Raw genomic sequence first — 14,966 nt, forward strand, 5'->3', positions numbered from 1 at the left:
ATCGTGATGTTCCAGATCCTGTTCTGCGGGTTCCATGGATCGAGCGAGAGAGCGTCACCATGACCAGCGAGCTTGATGACGAGCCATGCCCTTCAGGAATGGCTGAGCGTCGACGTGCTGGCGTCCATCGTGGGGTGCGCCCTATCGCAGAACCAAGAGGTCGCTCGAACACCACCCTGAGTTCGGCGGCACGATAGGAGGAACACCCGTGGGAATCAATGTGATCGACAAGATCTACGTCAACGGCGAGTTCGTGACTCCGCACGGTACCGAGATGTTCGATCTGTTCAACCCTGCCATCGGGCAGGTCATCGGCCAGGTCCAGCTTGCTGACGAGGTCGACACCCAGGCCGCGGTCGCCGCCGCCAAGGCCGCCCTGCCGGCGTGGTCGGCGACGACCCGCGAGGAGCGGATCGACGCCCTGCGACGCATGCGAGACGCCGTCACCGTCAGGCGCGACGAACTGCTCGAGGCCGTCCGCCTCGAGTACGGGGCGCCCGTCCGAAACGAGTGGATGGTCGACAGCGCCATCGGCGCGTTCGAGGACATGATCACGACGCTGGAGACCTTCGAGTTCACCCGGCAGGTGGGCAATACGACCGTCGAGATGGCGCCGGTCGGTGTCGCCGGCCTGATCAGCCCCTGGAACGCGGACGCGTTCTTCATCGCCGACAAGATCGCGACCGCACTCGCCGGCGGGAACACGGTCGTCATGAAGCCGAGCGAGATGAGCGCGACCCAGACCCGGGTCATGACCGAGGCGTTGCACGATGCCGGCCTGCCCGCCGGTGTCTTCAACATCGTGACGGGCCGTGGCGACGTGGTCGGGAGCACGATCACCCGGCACCCCGACGTGCCCAAGATCTCCTTCACCGGCTCGACGTCCGTCGGTAAGTCGATCTTCCGCGACTCGGCGGACCTGGTGAAGAACCTCACGCTGGAGCTCGGCGGCAAGTCCCCGTCGATCATCCTCGACGACGCCGACATGAGCACTGCGATGTTCGGTGCGCTCGCCTCCGGGTTCGTCAACAGCAGCCAGGCATGCGTCGCGGGCACACGAATCCTGGTCCCGGTGTCGCGGTACGAGGAGGCACTCACCGCGGCCGTCGAACAGCTCGCCGACTTTCCGGTCGGGGACCCGGCCGACCCTGCCACCGTGATCGGGCCCATGGTCAGCCAGAAGCAGTGGGAGCGGGTCCAGGGGTACATCGCACGCGGGGTCGAGGAGGGCGCCCGGCTGCTGGCCGGCGGTCCCGGCAAGCCCGAAGGTCTGCCGGACGGCTACTTCGTGCGTCCGACCCTGTTCGCCGACGTCACGAACGACATGACCATCGCCCGTGAGGAGATCTTCGGCCCGGTGCTCTCGATCATCGCGTACACCGACGAGGAGAACGCCGTCGAGATCGCCAACGACACCGACTACGGCCTCCACGGATACGTGTTCTCCGCAGACCAGGAGCGCGCCAAGCGCATCGCCTCGCGGATCGAGGCGGGTCGTGTCTCGATCAACGGCGGCCAGGAAGGGGTCTCGACCTTGCCCTTCGGAGGGTTCAAGCAGTCGGGGATCGGCCGCGAGTACGGCGTCGCCGGGCTCGAAGGGTTCCTCGAGACCCGCTCGGTGTTGGTGTGAGCATGTGCACCGCCATCGGGCAACGCGGACCGAGGAGCTGATGGGTCGGGTGGGACGCGCTGTACGTCCCACCCGACCCATCGGCGTATGGCAAGACACCCGGGACGCCCGGCTGAGCACGAATGAGGGCGTGGTGGGCGTCCCATGCGCGGTCGAGCGCGTCGGAGCCGGGTCGGCACAGGGCGGCCGGCACGGCGGTGACCGCCTGCTCCCACGGTTCCCCGGCGTGGTGGTCTCCACCAGCGCCTGGCCTGGTCGACGCGCGGTGCTCTCGCTGCCCAGGTACGCCTCGACCGGCGACGACTCCGACCTGGCCGGGGTTCACGGGCCTTCTCCCGAGTGGAGGTGCCTCCGACCGGGGGCGCAGGGCGCTGTGGAGGGAGAGCCTGGGAGCGTGGTCGCCCATGGCCCACAGGTACAGGCGTTCGCGCAGGCGGAGGCGGCGGGTCCGGGCCTCCTCGGTGAGGTGGCGGCGGATGTCGTCGACGGTGAGCCATTCGCGGACCTAACCGGCCCCTGCGGTGTTCCCCAGGGCCTCCAGGGTCACGGCGAGGGCCGCGCAGATCGCGCGCAGGTTCTCGTCGGCCGCCTCCACGTGCCGGTGGTGGATCTCCACGGCCTCCACGAGCTGCGCGCCCAGGGCGCCCAGGGCCGGGGCCAGGTCGAGTCCGGGATCGTCCCGGGCGCACGCGCGCAGGGTCCCCACCGCCTCCTGGAAGGCGGCCAGCGCCTCGTCCGGCTGCCCCGCCTCGCCGAGGTGCAGGCCCAGGCTGGTCGGCGCGTCGCCCAGGATGATCATGTGGTGGCCCCGCTGGTCCGGGTCGGTCTCGGCCAAGCGCCGCTGGATGGCGACGGCCTCGCGGGTCGGCGGGACGGCCCGCTCCGGCGCCCCCGACGAAGCGAGCAGGGCGCCGAGTTCGACCAGGGCGATGACCAGGTCCGTCGCGTGCGCTCGGGGTCCTCGTCCGCCATCCGACGGCGCCCGGCGACCTCCTCCTCGATCAGCGACAGCGTGAACTCCCACCGCCGCGCGATCCCCTCGTCGTGGTCCGGCTCGGCCACCGCGGCGGCCGGCGCGAACGCCTCCGCACGATCCAGGTCCGGGTGCTCGGCCAGCAGGTCCTCCAGCCGCGGCCGCCACCCGGCCACGAGCTGCTCGCGCGCCACGTCGGGCTCGGAGGCCCGGGTCACGAGCCCGTTGTCCCCGTCCAGCCGGGCCTGCACGGCCGGCCGCGCTTGCGGATCGCGCCCGAACAGCCGCAGGACCCGCCCCTGGACGCTCGTCCACGCCTGGGTGGCCATCGCGGTGACGATGGTGCTCGCCCCGGTCATGGCCGGTTCTCTGGCCTCCTCGAACGTGGTCCCTCCCGGCGACGCCGCGCGGCCGATGACGCCGGCTCCGTGCGGGAACGCTACCGCCGGCCGCGGCCCCCGGCAGCTTTCCCACAGTGACAAAACGCTGGCGCCCGTGACCGGTTCCGGCACCCGGTGACCGCCTGGGGGACCGGTGCCGTTCGTCGCCGGGTGGACAGGAACCAGCGCTCGGTGGAGCCGGGAAGGCCGCAGTCAGGAGAGTCCGCCCTGGACGGCGGGCGCGTGGGCGCCACTCCTCGGCCGGCCCGTCGAGGACCACCGAAGCGACCCGCCCGCCGCCGCACGCGCGGGCGAGCGCGTTGCCGGCCTGATGCGCGTCCCGGTCGGTGGAGCTGGTCCGGCCTCTCAACAAGCGCGCGGGAGATCCTGGCGGTCCAGGAGGGCGGTGCCCAGCGGGGTGATGCTGTGCAGGACGTGTTGGCGTTCGCGGTTGGAGCTGACCAATCCCGCTTCGCGAAGGGTGCGGGCGTGCTGGCTCGCCGCTGCGGACGAGACGCCGAGCACGCGTCCGAGCTCTGTTGTGGTGCACCCTGAAGCGATGGCCTCCAAGGCCCTGGCCCGCGTGGCTCCGAGCAACTGCGCGAGCGCACCGGCGTCACGCTCCGACGCGGGGAAGCGCACGGTGCCGTTGTGCAACGGATAAGCGAGCACGGGCGGTAGTTCGGGGTCGGCGAGTGTGATCGAGTGTCGGGTGCAGAAGTAGGCCGGGATGAGACGCAGCCCGCGGCCCCGCAGGTGCAAATCGCGGGAGAACGGATAGGTGACGTGCAGGATCGGCGGCTCCCAGCGCATCAGCGGCCTGAAGCTGTGGAGCAGTCCGTCGATTCCGCCATCGAGAAGCGCCCTGGTCCGTCGTAGCCGGTCGGCGTCGATTTCGCTGCGGATCTGCAATTCGTACGGCGCGATCACGTACCGGTGGTAGGTACCCAGCATCGCGCCGAATTCCCGTCGCGCCGTTCGCCCGCCTGTGGCCAGGCTCCAGACCCACCTCGGCGTACCCGTGAGGGCGTCGAGCCGACGTAGTTCGCTGTGGATGCGCTGGGGCGGAGTCTCGACCACTGAACTTATCTGCCCCGAAATCTCCTCTGTCTCGCGCCAAGGCGTCAAGAAATCAGGGGTGTACCCCGCATGCGGTGCCAGCGAGCACACTGCGGAACAGATATTCCGGACAGATCGATTTTCGGTCATGCGCTCTCGAACAGTTGCATACCAAACGTTGTAAGGAGCGCGTCCGCGGCGTGTTTGGAGCAGGTGGGAGCTCAGAATGATCTCCCACATGGCGTCCGGTGCTGAGTCGATTCGGACTCGACCGATATCCTCGGGCGTGAAGTGGATACGCAGCATCTCTCCCCCAGAAGATGATCACTGTCGTATCGGCTGTACGCCACCAAGGGTCGCATGAATTTGTCGGTAGACACGGAAGGCGGTGCGATGGCCGGCTGACCACATCCGGACCTGGTGCCCGGTGATTCGTTTACACGAACCAACTTCGCGGATTTCACCTCGTTGATATTCTGCTTCCGTCCACGCCGAAACATGACGTGATGAATTCGGGCGTCTTAGCCGAGGCGTCCGGTGAGTGGGACACGTCCCGGTCGACGCGGTGCTGGTGGTCCGTCACCTCTGCGGTTGAGGAACATTCAAGAAGAATCGGTACAGGTTTTACCCGTACCGATTCTCCTCACGGCCGAATAGTCGGCTCTTGCTCTAGCGGATGCGGTAGGCGCTGACCCAATTGCCAATCGACCTGTAGCCGGACCTGTCGACGACGATCGCACCCCCGGTGCAGTCGTGGTTGTCCCACAGCTCCACCACGCGGCTGCTCTCGGTTCGGGCGGAATTGATCCTGTCGTTCCAGCCGGAGCCGACGTAGTAGCACTGGCCGACGTTTCCGTTGAGCCAGGTGTTCGGACCTTCGAAGTCCGTGTAGTCGTAGACGTGGACGCCACGGACCTGCGGCGCGGCGCTGGCCGGCGCCGCTGACAGCGCGGCCATCCCCAAGACGGCCACCGTGGCCATCATCGTCATCGTTGTCTTCCTCAACACAGCGACCCCTTACAGGAATCGTCGGTGGCGGTCGCCACCGACCATCCCGATGGTCACGGATTCCCCCGCCACCCAGGAAGGCCTTTCAGTCCACCCTGAAAACCGCAGGTCACAGCCAACGGCGCCCCGCACGGCACCTCTTCTCCTCTCAGAGTGCGTTAAGCGAGCTGATGCCCCTTCGTCGTTGCGGTCGGTTGGACGAGGTCTGCTGGCCGGTCAGCCGCCGTTCGGCCTGCGGGCGCGGCTGGCGCGGACACCGGACCGCTGGTGAGCAGGTTCTCTGCGTATACCGCGACTGAGTTGGTCACGGTCGGCCCGGTGTCCGCGGCGTCGGGCTTCACGCCGTAGGAGCTATACCCGGACTCCTACCGTCGAAGGTCCTGTCGAAGGTCGGTCGTCGCGGGACCGGCTGGGACGGCGGGGGTTCGAGGCCATGTCCAGGCGGAGCGCAGGATGAACGCCAGGAGCAGCACCTCGATTCCGATGGAGAGGCCGTAGAAGGGGGCCCAGTCCCAGGACTCCCCTACCGCGTTGAACGCCGAGTAGGGGATGTAGAGCGATGCAACGACGAGGTTCGTGGCGCGGTTCACCCGGGCGGGCAGCGTCATGGAGAACATCACCATCAGGGCCGGGATCGCCACGGACGCGAGCATAATGGTCAACAGCGTCGGGCTGATGTCGAACTCGAAGATGACGCCGGCCAGGATGTTGTCGACGGTGCCAGGCTTGTAAAGGTGGAAGTAGTCGACGTAGATGTAGAGGAACATGAAGCTGGTCCATGCGGCGGCGAGCTTGGCCTGCACGGGGACCGGCGGGTTGTCGAGCAGGTCCGGGGTTCTCGTCCGGGTGGTCATCGGTTCTTCTTTCGATAGGAGCGGTCCGTCCGCCGGAGTGGCGGCAGGTTGGGGCGTACATACGCACGGGGTTGGATCGTTCTCGTCGGTCCGGTCGTCAGATGGTGACGACGGCCTTCCCTCGGGTGTGGCCGGCCGCGACGTGGCGGAGGGCGTCGGCTGCTTCGCCGACGTTGCGGGTGCTGCACACACCCGTCCCCTCGGCGGCAAACGCCTTGGCGATCTGTACGGCGAAGGAGCCCACACCGCCCGACATGCCCGTGACCAGTACCGTCTGGCCTGGTCGAACGTTCGCGATCTTGCGCAATGCCTGCAAGGCCGCCATGGCCGAGGTGGGCACCGCTGGCGCGTCCACGACCGACAGGTCGGCGGGCACGGACAAGAGCGTGTCCGGGACGCAGGCGGACTCCGCGAGCGTTCCAGCGGTGCTCTGGCCGGACACCTCGTCGCCGGGGCGGAGAGCGGTGACATCTCACCGGTCATGACCAAGTAGGCGCCAGGATGTACCGAGGCCGCGCCCGCCTGGACGCGCACATCGCCTCGACCGGGCAGCGGTGGCCCGACCTCGGACGACTCGAGCACTGAATTCGGCCCGCATCGTCGTCGCCCCGGCCGGACTCGCCCCCGGCACCAGGCGTGCTCCGGCATTCGATCGCTGTTCGATTCCCACAGCAGCCTCCTCACGTCCGAGCTACGACTCTCGCCGGTTCGTACATCGTACGTCGTACACTGTACTAGGACTAGTACGCTGTACCATGACCGTGCGCTGAACGATTGTCAAGCCGTTCGAGGGAGCGAGTAGACCCGTTGTCTGAGAGGGAACGACGCCAGGTCGCGTCGGATGCGGGGCTGAGCAAGAAGCGGGTGGTGGCCGAGGCGGTCCGGCTCGCCGACCGCGAGGGGGTCGGCGAGCTGAGCATGCGCCGGCTGGCTCGCGCGCTCGGCGCGGGCGCGATGTCGCTCTACTACTACGTGGCGAATAAGGAGGAGTTGCTGGACGCCATGATCGACGTCGTGTTCGAGGAGATCGAGCTCCCGCCTGAAGAGACCGACTGGCAGTCGGCGATGCGACGTCGGGCGGTATCCGCCCGACAGGTTCTCGCCCGCCACCCGTGGGCGATCGGCCTGATGGAGTCGCGGACATCGCCGGGGCCCGCGAGCCTCCGCCACCGCGAAGCGGTCACCGCCTGCCTGCGGAGGGCCGGCTTCCCGGTCTTGATGGCGACGCACGCCAACTGGTTGCTCGACAGCTATGTATACGGTTTCGCCCTGCAGGAAGCCAGCCTGCCGTTCGACGCCGCCGATGAGTTCGCGGACATGGCCGAGGACGTCTTCCTGCCCCAGCTTCCTCCTGACGAGTTCCCCTACCTCAACGAGTCCGCCGCGGTGCTCGCCGCTGCCGGCTACGACCCGGCAGAGGAGTTCACCTTCGGCCTCGACCTCGTCCTGGCCGCCCTCGAGCCCCTGAGAGTGCCTACCTGAGCCTCCATCCGTGGTGTCGTCATGTGATCGTGTGGATTTGTAGTGTTACCGCCAGTCCGCGGGCGGCGCACCAGGTCGAACACGGTGATGCCGGCGGGTGCGATGGCTGTCTGTGGCGGCAGCCCGAGGCGCGTGGCGACGTCTTTGGCCCGTGAGCGCTGGATGTCCTTGCCGTCGAGGTAGACCGTTCCGGCCTTGGGCTTCAGCAGCCGGGACAGGGCACGCGGCAGCGTCGACTTGCCGCATCCGTTCGGGCGGATGATCACAGTGAACACCGGTTTGACGCTCCGCTTCGTGCGGCTGGTGCGCAGATCAGGGCTGCCAGATCATCCCGCGAGCGAACAGCGCGTTCTGAGGCGGGCGGCGCCACAGCAGGTCCGGGCGAGGGGACGGACGGTCGTCCGCCTGCCGGGCGGTCGTGACATCGGCACTGAGGCCGGGGCCGCGCATGTGAACGGTGCCATGGCACAGGATGGCGCCGGCGGGGCGCTGAGCCGTGGAGGAACAAGTGTTCCGCTCATTGGAACTCGGAGCTTCGGCGCCGTTGCCGACCGGCTGTACTGCCCTGTGACGGGCCGGGTGGCGGGTCGCCGACACCGGCGTCGCCCCCCTCGCCATTCGGAGGATTCATGGCCGGCGAACCGCGGTTTCGATTCACCAAGATCGTGGTCGACGATCTCGACGCTCAGGCCGCCTTCTACTCCGCTGTGCTGGGCCAGGTGGTCGGACACCGGTTCGGCGGTGGGGAGGGCGATGGGGTGTTCGAGGAGGTCGTCATGGGGCCGGCGCGGGGCGATGACGGGCCTTCGCTGCTGCTGGTGCGCTATCCGCGCCGCAGGACACCGCGGCCCGGTGAGGCCGTGCTGGGGTTCGCGGTCGCCGATGTGGACGAGACGGTGCGGGCGGCCGAGGCGGCGGGCGGTGTGGTGCGCGCTGAGCCCCGGTTCCTGCCGCAGGTCGCCATGCGCGTCGCCCGGGTCGAGGATCCCGAGGGCCATCTGCTGGAGATCGTGCAGCAGGTATGAGTGCAGGGGAGAGGAGATCGATGTTCGATCTGTCGGGGCGTGCGGCGCTGGTGACGGGAGCCGGTCAGAACGCCGGGGCGGGGATCGCGCGGGCGCTGGCCGCGCGGGGCGCCGCGGTGGCGGTGAACGACCTGGTGCCCGAGCGGGCCGAGGCGGTCAGCGGCGGGATCACCGCGTCGGGCGGGACGGCCGTGCCGGTCGCCTTCGACGTCACGGACCTGGACGCGGTGCGTGAGGGGGTGGCGCGGGCCCGCGCGGAACTCGGGCGGCACGTCGACATCCTGGTGCACAACGCCGGCATCCCCGCCGACTTCGGCCAGGGGCCGTTCCGAACCCTGGCCCCCGGGCGCTGGCGCGGGCCGGTGGAGATCAACCTGTTCGGCGCGATGAACTGCGTGTCGGCGGTCGTCGACGACATGTGCGAAGCGGGGTGGGGACGGATCGTTCAGATCTCCTCAGGGGCCGCGCGCACCGGGTCCGACCAGGGACTCTCGCTGTACGGGGCGGCGAAAAGCGGGGTGGAGGGCTTCATCCGGCACCTGTCCCAGGAGCTCGCGCCCTCCGGTGTCACCGCCAACACCCTGGCGCTCGGCCTGCAGACCAACGCGGCGGGGGATGCGACGGAGGTGTTCGCCGCGAAGATTCCGACGCGCCGGCTCGGCACGCCCGAGGACGTCGGAGCGGCGGTCGTCTACCTCGCCTCGCCCGAGGCGTCCTGGATGACCGGGCAGACGCTCAACCTCAACGGCGGCAGCGTGACGACGTAGAGTAGGCCGATGCCGCCGAGGAAGACGCGTACCGCCGACGTCGGGCCGTCCGCCGGCCACGCGGTGCTGCGCGTGGTCGACGGGATCAAGGAGATGATCGTGTCGGGCGAGCTGCTGCCCGGGCAGCAGATCCGGCAGGAGCAGATGGCGGCCGCCCTGGGGGTGAGCCGGCTGCCGGTGCGCGAGGGGCTGCGCCAGCTCGTGGCGGACGGGCTCCTCACCCATGAGCACAACGTCGGCTTCGCCGTGGCGCGGCTGAGCCGGTCGGAGTTCGACCAGATCTACCTCATGCGGCGGCTGCTGGAGACCGAGGCGATCCGCGCCCTGGCGCGGCCCGGGACCGAGCGGCTGGCGGAGATCGCCGCGCTGGCCGAGGGCGTCGAACGCGCCGCGGCCGACCTGGACCTGCCGCGGATGCGCACGCTCAACAGCGAGTTCCACCTGGCGATCTTCGGGCTGAGCGAGCTGAACCTGGTCGTGGCGGAGATCGCGCGGATCTGGACCTGGGCGCTGCCCTACCACTCGGTCTACCTGCACGACGAGGCGGCGCGGGAACGCATCCTGGCCGAGCACCGGCAGATGGTCGACGCGCTCGCCGACGGCGACTCCGACCGCCTGGTCGAGCTCATGGACCTCCACCGCGCGGGCTCGGAGACGCAGCTTGACCTCATGCTGCGGGCCGGGGCGGCGGTGCGCCCGTACGCGGGCTGAGCGGCCGTCCACTCACCGGAACGTCCGGAATCCTGGCCGGATCCGATCGCTTAGCGTGAGCCGGAATCCGAAGAAGGAGTCCGGTTGACCGCGACGATCGAACTGTCCGCCCACCGCCTGGACGCCGGCGCGCGGCGCCTGCGCGACGAGGTCCGGGCCTTCCTCGACGACGAACGGGCCGCCGGCGCGTTCGTCCCGCGCTGTGACGCCTGGATGACCGTGCCGGACCCCGCGTTCAGCAGGCGGCTGGCCGCCCGCGGCTGGCTGGGCATGACGCTGCCGCGCCGCTACGGCGGCCACGAGCGGTCGCCGCTGGACCGGTTCGTCGCCAATGAGGAGCTGCTGGCGGCCGGTGCGCCGGTCGCCGCGCACTGGATCGCCGACCGTCAGATGGCACCGTCGATCTTGCGCCACGGGACCGAGGAGCAGCGGCGGCGCTATCTGCCCGCGATCGCCCGCGGCGAGTGCTATTTCGCGATCGGGATGAGCGAGGCCGACGCGGGTTCCGACCTGGCGTCGGTGCGCACCCGGGCGCGGAAGGTCGCCGGCGGCTGGGAGATCACCGGCGCGAAGCTGTGGACGACCGGGGCGCACTTCGCCCACGCGATGGTGGTCCTCGCCCGTACGGACGGGGCGTCGACGGACCGGCAGACCGGCCTGTCGCAGTTCATCGTGGACCTGCCGGCCCCGGGCGTCGAGATCCGGCCGATCAGGGCCGTGGACGGCGAGCACCACTTCAACGAGGTGGTGTTCGACGCGGCCTTCGTCCCGGCCGACAGCATGCTCGGTGAGCGCGGCGCCGGCTGGAGCCAGGTCACCGCCGAACTCGCGCACGAGCGCTCCGGCCCCGAACGGTGGATGAGCACGGTGCCGCTGCTGCGGGCCTGGGCCGAGCGGCAGGGCGGCGATCCGGTCGCGGCGCGGGAGCTGGGACGGCTCACCGCGCGCGCGTGGACGCTGCGCCAGCTGTCCCTCTCGGTCGCCGCGACGCTGGCGCGGGGCCGCTCCCCCGAGGTGGCGGCCGCCCTGGTGAAGGACCTGGGCTCCCGTTTCGAGGTCGACGTGGTGGAGACGGTGCGGCGCCTGGCCGGGATCGAGCCTCGCGGCGGCGGGCCTGGCCTGGAAGGACTGCTGGCCGACGCGGTCCTGCACGCCCCGGCCTTCACCCTGCGCGGGGGTGCCAGCGAGATCCTGCGTTCGGTGGTGGCCCGCGGGCTGGGGGTCCGGTGAACGACGAGCTGAGCGAGGACGTCCGCGCCGCGGTCGGCGCCATCCTCGACGGCAGGGACGCGCATCCGGGCGACTTCGACCGTCCGCTGTGGACGGACCTCGCCGAGACGGGCTTCCACCTGCTGGGCGTGCCGGAGGAGGTCGGCGGCAGCGGCGGACGCCTGCGCGACCTGGCCGTGGTGGCCGACCTGACCGCCTTCCACGCCTCCCGGGTGCCGGTCGCCGAAGCGGCGTTCCTGGCCGGCTGGCTGCTGGGCCGGGCGGGGCTCGCCGTGCCGGAAGGACTCGTGGTCGCCTCCCTGGACGAGGCCCGCCGCACCACCGGGCTCCGGCTGTCCGGGTGCCTGCGCACGCCGTGGGCCCGCCACGCCGATCACGTCGTGACGATCGCCCGGAGCGGTGGCGAGCGCGTCGTCGCCGTCGTCCCCACCGGTGGCGGCGTCGAGCGGGCGCGGAACCTCGCCGGCGAGCCGCGCGACACCCTCGTGCTCGATCACGTGGCGGCCATCGCCGCGGCCCCGGCGGACGTCGACGCCGAACGCCTGCGTGAGCGCGGGGCGCTGGCCCGGTCCGTCCAGCTCGCCGGCGCGGCCCGAGCGGTGCTGGAGTCGGCCGGGCGGCACATCACCGAACGGGTGCAGTTCGGCCGGCCGCTCGCCCGCTTCCAGGCCGTGCAGCAGCAGCTCGCCGCGCTGGCCGCCGAGGCCACCGCCATGCGGCTGAGCGCCGATGCCGCGGTCCTGGCGGTCGAGGCCGACGCGGCCGACGCCGGGATCGCCGTCGCCGCCGCGAAGGCCGGCTGCTCGGCCGCCGCGCACACCGTCGCGGCGATCGGCCACCAGTTGCACGGGGCGCTCGGCTACTCCCAGGAGCACCGCCTGGGCGCCGCGACCACCCGGCTGTGGGCCTGGCGCGAGGAGTTCGGCGGTGAGGCCCACTGGCAGGACCGCCTGGCCGCCGCGGTGTCCGCCTCCGGGCCGTGGTGGCCGCTGCTGACGGGCGGCGCCAGATGAGCGCCGTGCTGCGCGGACTGCGGGTCCTCGATCTCAGCCGCGTCCTCGCCGGGCCGCTGTGCGCGCAGATGCTCGCCGACCACGGCGCGGACGTGATCAAGGTCGAGGCCCCCTCGGGCGACGAGACCCGCCGCTGGGGGCCGCCGTTCGTCGACGAGGCGGAAACGACGAGCGCCTACTACCAGGGGCTCAACCGCGGCAAGGCGAACATCGTCCTGGACCTGCGCACCGATGCGGCCCGGAAGGTGCTGCGCGACCTCATCGGCCGTGCGGACGTCGTGGTGGAGAACTTCAAGGCCGGCACCATGCGGCGGTGGGGCCTGGACTACGAGGCGCACCTGGCGGCGGAGTTCCCGCGCCTGGTCTACTGCCGGATCACCGGGTACGGCGTCGACGGGCCGCTGGGCGGCCTCCCGGGCTATGACGCGGTGCTGCAGGCGTACGGCGGGCTGATGAGCGTCAACGGCGAGCGCGGCGGCGAGCCGCTGCGCGTCGGCGTCCCCATCGTGGACATCACCGCGGCGCACCAGGCCTTCGCGGGCGTCCTGCTCGCCGTGCTGGAACGGTCCGCCGGCGGCAGGGGCCAGCTGGTCGACGTGACCCTGCTCGACGCCGCGGTGTCGCTGATGCACCCGCACGCGGCCGCCTACCTCCAGTCCGGTGCCGTGCCCGAGCGCACCGGGGCGGCGCACCCGGCGGTGGCGCCCTACCAGGTGTTCCGCACGGCGGGGGACGGGCGCCTGTTCGTCGCGGCCGCCAGCGACGCGCAGTTCGCCGCGCTCACCGAGGTGCTCGGCCTGCCCGGGCTGGCCGGAGACGCCCGCTTCCGGCGCAACCGGGACCGGCTCGGCAACCTGGGACGGCTGCTGGCGGAGCTCGAACCGGCGTTCCGCACCCGGGACGCGGACGAACTCGCCACCGAACTGGCGGCGCGGGGCGTGGCGGCGAGCCCGGTCAACGACGTCGGCCAGGTGCTGTCGGCTGCCCAGGTGCGCCACCGCGGCATGGTGGTCGGCGACGGCCGCTATCGCGGCGTCGGGGTGCCGGTCAAGCTGAGCCGGTCGGGCGCGGCGCCCCCGCGCGCCCCCGCGGCCCTGGGCGCCGACACCGAGCGGGTCCTCACCGAGTGCGGGTACACCGCGGCCGACATCGCCGGACTGCGCCGGTCGGGCGCCCTCGGCGCGGCGACCGACGCCGCGGCCGGATACGGCACGGACGCGTCCGGCGGGTGAGCGCTAGGTCCCTTCCGCGGCCGGAGCGCGGTACGTCGCCTCCACCCCGGCGAGCACCACCCGGAAGCCGTCGCGCAGCAGATCGGTGATGTCCTCGGCCGAGTCGGCGGAGACCCAGTGGTCGAAGACATGCCGGGTGGCCTGCACCAGCAGGTAGGCGGGCAGGGTCCGGTGCAGGGGGTGCCCGCCCAGGGGGATCCGCTCCCGCAGGAACTCGGCCATGGCGGCGCAGAGCTCGTCGTCGACCTCCATCCAGCGCAACCGGTACTGCGGTGTCGTCACCATCAGCTTCAGGAAGCGCCGTTCGAACGGGGTGAGCGCGCCGTCGTGCAGGTCTGACGTCCAGGCGCCGACCAGCGTCTCCACCAGGTCGCCGTCCCGCGGCGCGTCCGCCAGGGCGGCGATCACGTGGCGGGAGCTCAGCCGGAACAGCGGCCGCACCACGTCCTCCTTGACGGCGAAGTGCCGGTAGAAGGTGCGCGAGGAGATCCCCGCCGCCTCGGCGATCCGTTCGACGGTCGCGGAGGTGTCGCCGTCGGCGACGAAAATCTCGACCGCCTTGCGGGCGATCTCCAGCCGCAGCTCCTCGGCGCGCCGCTCGGTCAGGCTCGGCCGTTCGCGGCTCAGCACACCGCCTCCCATGCGTATCCAGAATCGTATGCGGAAATTGGACGCGATTTGTTTACACGATCGACATCCGCGACTAGGCTCATGCCTGTCAGTTTGTGCCATGTCGGCAGATTCTGCAAACATGTGCCGGTGCCGGAGGTGGACGATGACGACGGCGCGCAGCCAGGACACACCCACCGCCATGATCGACAGGGTGGCCTCACTGCTGGAGGTCTTCGCCGGCCACCACCGGCTCACCCTCGCCCAGATCTCCCGCCGGGCCCGGCTGCCCCGGTCCTCGGCGCACCGGATCCTGCAGCGGCTGGTCGAACTGGGCTGGGTCGAGCGGCAGGGCTTCCAGTACACGATCGGCATCCGGATGTTCGAACTCGGCTCGCAGGCCGTCCGACGCGACCGGGTGCATCAGGCCGCCCTGCCGGTGATGCACGCCGTGCACCGTTCGACCGGGCTCACCGCGCACCTGAGCGTGCTCGTCTCCTCCGACGTCCTGCACCTCGAACGGATCGGCGGCTGGCCCGACAAGGACAAGGGCTGGCGCCTTGGCGCCCGCCAGCCCGCCGTGCACGCCGCCGCGGGGCGCGCGCTCCTCGCCCGGCTCGACGCGGCCGAACGGCCCGCACTGGAGTTCCCCCCGCCCGCCACGCCCTACGGAATCCGCACCCCCGCGCACCTGGACCGCGAACTCCAGCGGATCCGCGACCGCAGCGGCGTCGCGATCGACGTCCAGTCCTGCACCGCGGGCATCACGGCGGTCGCCGCACCCATCGGACCGTCCGAGAGCGGGCTCCGCGCGGCACTGTCGCTGTGCGGGCCCACCGACACCATGCCGACCGACAAGGCCGTCGCCGTCGTACGCACGGCCGCGATGGACATCTGGTACGCGGCGTCGGGCCTCACCCGGCCGCGCGGCCGCCCCCACCGCGCCCCGGCGCGCGGCGGCGCCGCACCCGCCGTCGCCGGCGGCTGACCCCG

17 protein-coding genes are annotated in these 14,966 nt (G+C 71.0%); 9 read left to right on the forward strand and 8 right to left on the reverse strand.

From position 1 onward, the window contains the following. The first annotated feature begins 220 nt into the window (after positions 1-220). Positions 221-1,630: an aldehyde dehydrogenase family protein gene (locus CLV72_RS11690; protein WP_211302823.1), complete on the forward strand. Its 1,410-nt coding sequence runs from the start codon at positions 221-223 to the stop codon at positions 1,628-1,630. 505 nt (positions 1,631-2,135) lie between these two features. Here the strand turns inward: CLV72_RS11690 and CLV72_RS11695 are convergent. The 6 genes from CLV72_RS11695 to CLV72_RS32805 all read right to left on the reverse strand — a co-directional run bounded on the left by CLV72_RS11695 (position 2,136) and on the right by CLV72_RS32805 (position 6,280). Then, a complete protein-coding gene (locus CLV72_RS11695; RefSeq protein ID WP_106244572.1) occupies positions 2,136-2,465 on the reverse strand; it encodes a hypothetical protein in 330 nt (109 codons plus the stop codon). After that, the gene (locus CLV72_RS11700; RefSeq protein ID WP_106244574.1) at positions 2,426-2,962 is read right to left on the reverse strand and encodes a hypothetical protein; all 537 of its coding nucleotides are present in this window, start codon (positions 2,960-2,962) and stop codon (positions 2,426-2,428) included. Before CLV72_RS11700 ends, CLV72_RS11695 begins: the two co-directional genes overlap by 40 nt. 387 nt (positions 2,963-3,349) lie before the next feature. Then, the gene (locus CLV72_RS32165; protein WP_170140956.1) at positions 3,350-3,937 is read right to left on the reverse strand and encodes an ArsR/SmtB family transcription factor; all 588 of its coding nucleotides are present in this window, start codon (positions 3,935-3,937) and stop codon (positions 3,350-3,352) included. Positions 3,938-4,711: 774 nt separating this feature from the next. Beyond that, positions 4,712-5,032 carry a peptidase inhibitor family I36 protein gene (locus CLV72_RS11710; RefSeq protein ID WP_106244579.1) on the reverse strand — a complete coding sequence of 107 codons (321 nt, stop codon included), beginning with the start codon at positions 5,030-5,032 and terminating at the stop codon, positions 4,712-4,714. A 383-nt stretch (positions 5,033-5,415) separates the two neighbouring features. Then, positions 5,416-5,904, reverse strand: coding sequence for a DUF6326 family protein (locus tag CLV72_RS11715; RefSeq protein WP_106244581.1), 489 nt, complete (start codon positions 5,902-5,904; stop codon positions 5,416-5,418). 97 nt (positions 5,905-6,001) lie between these two features. Continuing rightward, the gene (locus CLV72_RS32805) at positions 6,002-6,280 is read right to left on the reverse strand and encodes an MDR/zinc-dependent alcohol dehydrogenase-like family protein (protein WP_211302824.1); all 279 of its coding nucleotides are present in this window, start codon (positions 6,278-6,280) and stop codon (positions 6,002-6,004) included. A 431-nt stretch (positions 6,281-6,711) separates the two neighbouring features. Between CLV72_RS32805 and CLV72_RS11725 the strand changes: the two genes are divergently transcribed. After that, on the forward strand, positions 6,712-7,386 hold the full coding sequence (locus CLV72_RS11725) for a TetR/AcrR family transcriptional regulator C-terminal domain-containing protein (protein WP_106244584.1): 675 nt from the start codon (positions 6,712-6,714) through the stop codon (positions 7,384-7,386). Here the strand turns inward: CLV72_RS11725 and CLV72_RS33615 are convergent. After that, positions 7,308-7,661, reverse strand: a complete 354-nt coding sequence (locus CLV72_RS33615) for an ATP-binding cassette domain-containing protein (RefSeq protein ID WP_342755664.1) — start codon at positions 7,659-7,661, stop codon at positions 7,308-7,310. The genes CLV72_RS11725 and CLV72_RS33615 overlap by 79 nt on opposite strands. A 354-nt stretch (positions 7,662-8,015) precedes the next feature. On the opposite strand from CLV72_RS33615, the gene CLV72_RS11735 reads away from it, so the two are divergent. The 6 genes from CLV72_RS11735 to CLV72_RS11760 all read left to right on the forward strand — a co-directional run bounded on the left by CLV72_RS11735 (position 8,016) and on the right by CLV72_RS11760 (position 13,364). Next, positions 8,016-8,411, forward strand: coding sequence for a VOC family protein (locus CLV72_RS11735; RefSeq protein WP_106244589.1), 396 nt, complete (start codon positions 8,016-8,018; stop codon positions 8,409-8,411). A 20-nt stretch (positions 8,412-8,431) separates the two neighbouring features. Further along, positions 8,432-9,178, forward strand: a complete 747-nt coding sequence (locus CLV72_RS11740) for an SDR family NAD(P)-dependent oxidoreductase (RefSeq protein ID WP_106244592.1) — start codon at positions 8,432-8,434, stop codon at positions 9,176-9,178. 9 nt (positions 9,179-9,187) lie between these two features. Next, a complete protein-coding gene (locus CLV72_RS11745) occupies positions 9,188-9,889 on the forward strand; it encodes a GntR family transcriptional regulator (protein WP_106244594.1) in 702 nt (233 codons plus the stop codon). A gap of 84 nt (positions 9,890-9,973) precedes the next feature. Continuing rightward, positions 9,974-11,119, forward strand: coding sequence for an acyl-CoA dehydrogenase family protein (locus CLV72_RS11750; RefSeq protein WP_106244597.1), 1,146 nt, complete (start codon positions 9,974-9,976; stop codon positions 11,117-11,119). After that, positions 11,116-12,132, forward strand: coding sequence for an acyl-CoA dehydrogenase family protein (locus tag CLV72_RS11755; RefSeq protein ID WP_106244600.1), 1,017 nt, complete (start codon positions 11,116-11,118; stop codon positions 12,130-12,132). The genes CLV72_RS11750 and CLV72_RS11755 overlap by 4 nt, the downstream gene beginning before the upstream one ends. Beyond that, positions 12,099-13,364 carry a CaiB/BaiF CoA transferase family protein gene (locus tag CLV72_RS11760; protein WP_211302826.1) on the forward strand — a complete coding sequence of 422 codons (1,266 nt, stop codon included), beginning with the start codon at positions 12,099-12,101 and terminating at the stop codon, positions 13,362-13,364. The genes CLV72_RS11755 and CLV72_RS11760 overlap by 34 nt, the downstream gene beginning before the upstream one ends. A 3-nt stretch (positions 13,365-13,367) precedes the next feature. On the opposite strand, the gene CLV72_RS11765 is transcribed toward CLV72_RS11760, so the two are convergent. Continuing rightward, positions 13,368-13,994: a TetR/AcrR family transcriptional regulator gene (locus tag CLV72_RS11765; protein WP_211302827.1), complete on the reverse strand. Its 627-nt coding sequence runs from the start codon at positions 13,992-13,994 to the stop codon at positions 13,368-13,370. Positions 13,995-14,139: 145 nt separating this feature from the next. Between CLV72_RS11765 and CLV72_RS11770 the strand changes: the two genes are divergently transcribed. Continuing rightward, positions 14,140-14,961 (forward strand): IclR family transcriptional regulator, encoded by an 822-nt coding sequence (locus tag CLV72_RS11770; RefSeq protein ID WP_106244605.1) that lies wholly within the window; start codon positions 14,140-14,142, stop codon positions 14,959-14,961. The last annotated feature ends 5 nt before the right edge of the window (positions 14,962-14,966 follow it).

It is taken from the genome of Allonocardiopsis opalescens (assembly GCF_003002095.1).
GTDB lineage: Bacteria > Actinomycetota > Actinomycetes > Streptosporangiales > Streptosporangiaceae > Allonocardiopsis > Allonocardiopsis opalescens.

What these genes read in the sequence shown, in the direction of transcription:
- CLV72_RS11770 (WP_106244605.1), top strand. Translation starts at nt 14,140, where the DNA reads ATGACGACGGCGCGCAGCCAGGACACACCCACCGCCATGATCGACAGG.
- CLV72_RS11740 (WP_106244592.1), top strand. Translation starts at nt 8,432, where the DNA reads ATGTTCGATCTGTCGGGGCGTGCGGCGCTGGTGACGGGAGCCGGTCAG.
- CLV72_RS32165 (WP_170140956.1), bottom strand. Translation starts at nt 3,937, where the DNA reads ATGCTGGGTACCTACCACCGGTACGTGATCGCGCCGTACGAATTGCAG.
- CLV72_RS11715 (WP_106244581.1), bottom strand. Translation starts at nt 5,904, where the DNA reads ATGACCACCCGGACGAGAACCCCGGACCTGCTCGACAACCCGCCGGTC.
- CLV72_RS11700 (WP_106244574.1), bottom strand. Translation starts at nt 2,962, where the DNA reads ATGACCGGGGCGAGCACCATCGTCACCGCGATGGCCACCCAGGCGTGG.
- CLV72_RS11735 (WP_106244589.1), top strand. Translation starts at nt 8,016, where the DNA reads ATGGCCGGCGAACCGCGGTTTCGATTCACCAAGATCGTGGTCGACGAT.
- CLV72_RS11710 (WP_106244579.1), bottom strand. Translation starts at nt 5,032, where the DNA reads ATGACGATGATGGCCACGGTGGCCGTCTTGGGGATGGCCGCGCTGTCA.
- CLV72_RS11745 (WP_106244594.1), top strand. Translation starts at nt 9,188, where the DNA reads ATGCCGCCGAGGAAGACGCGTACCGCCGACGTCGGGCCGTCCGCCGGC.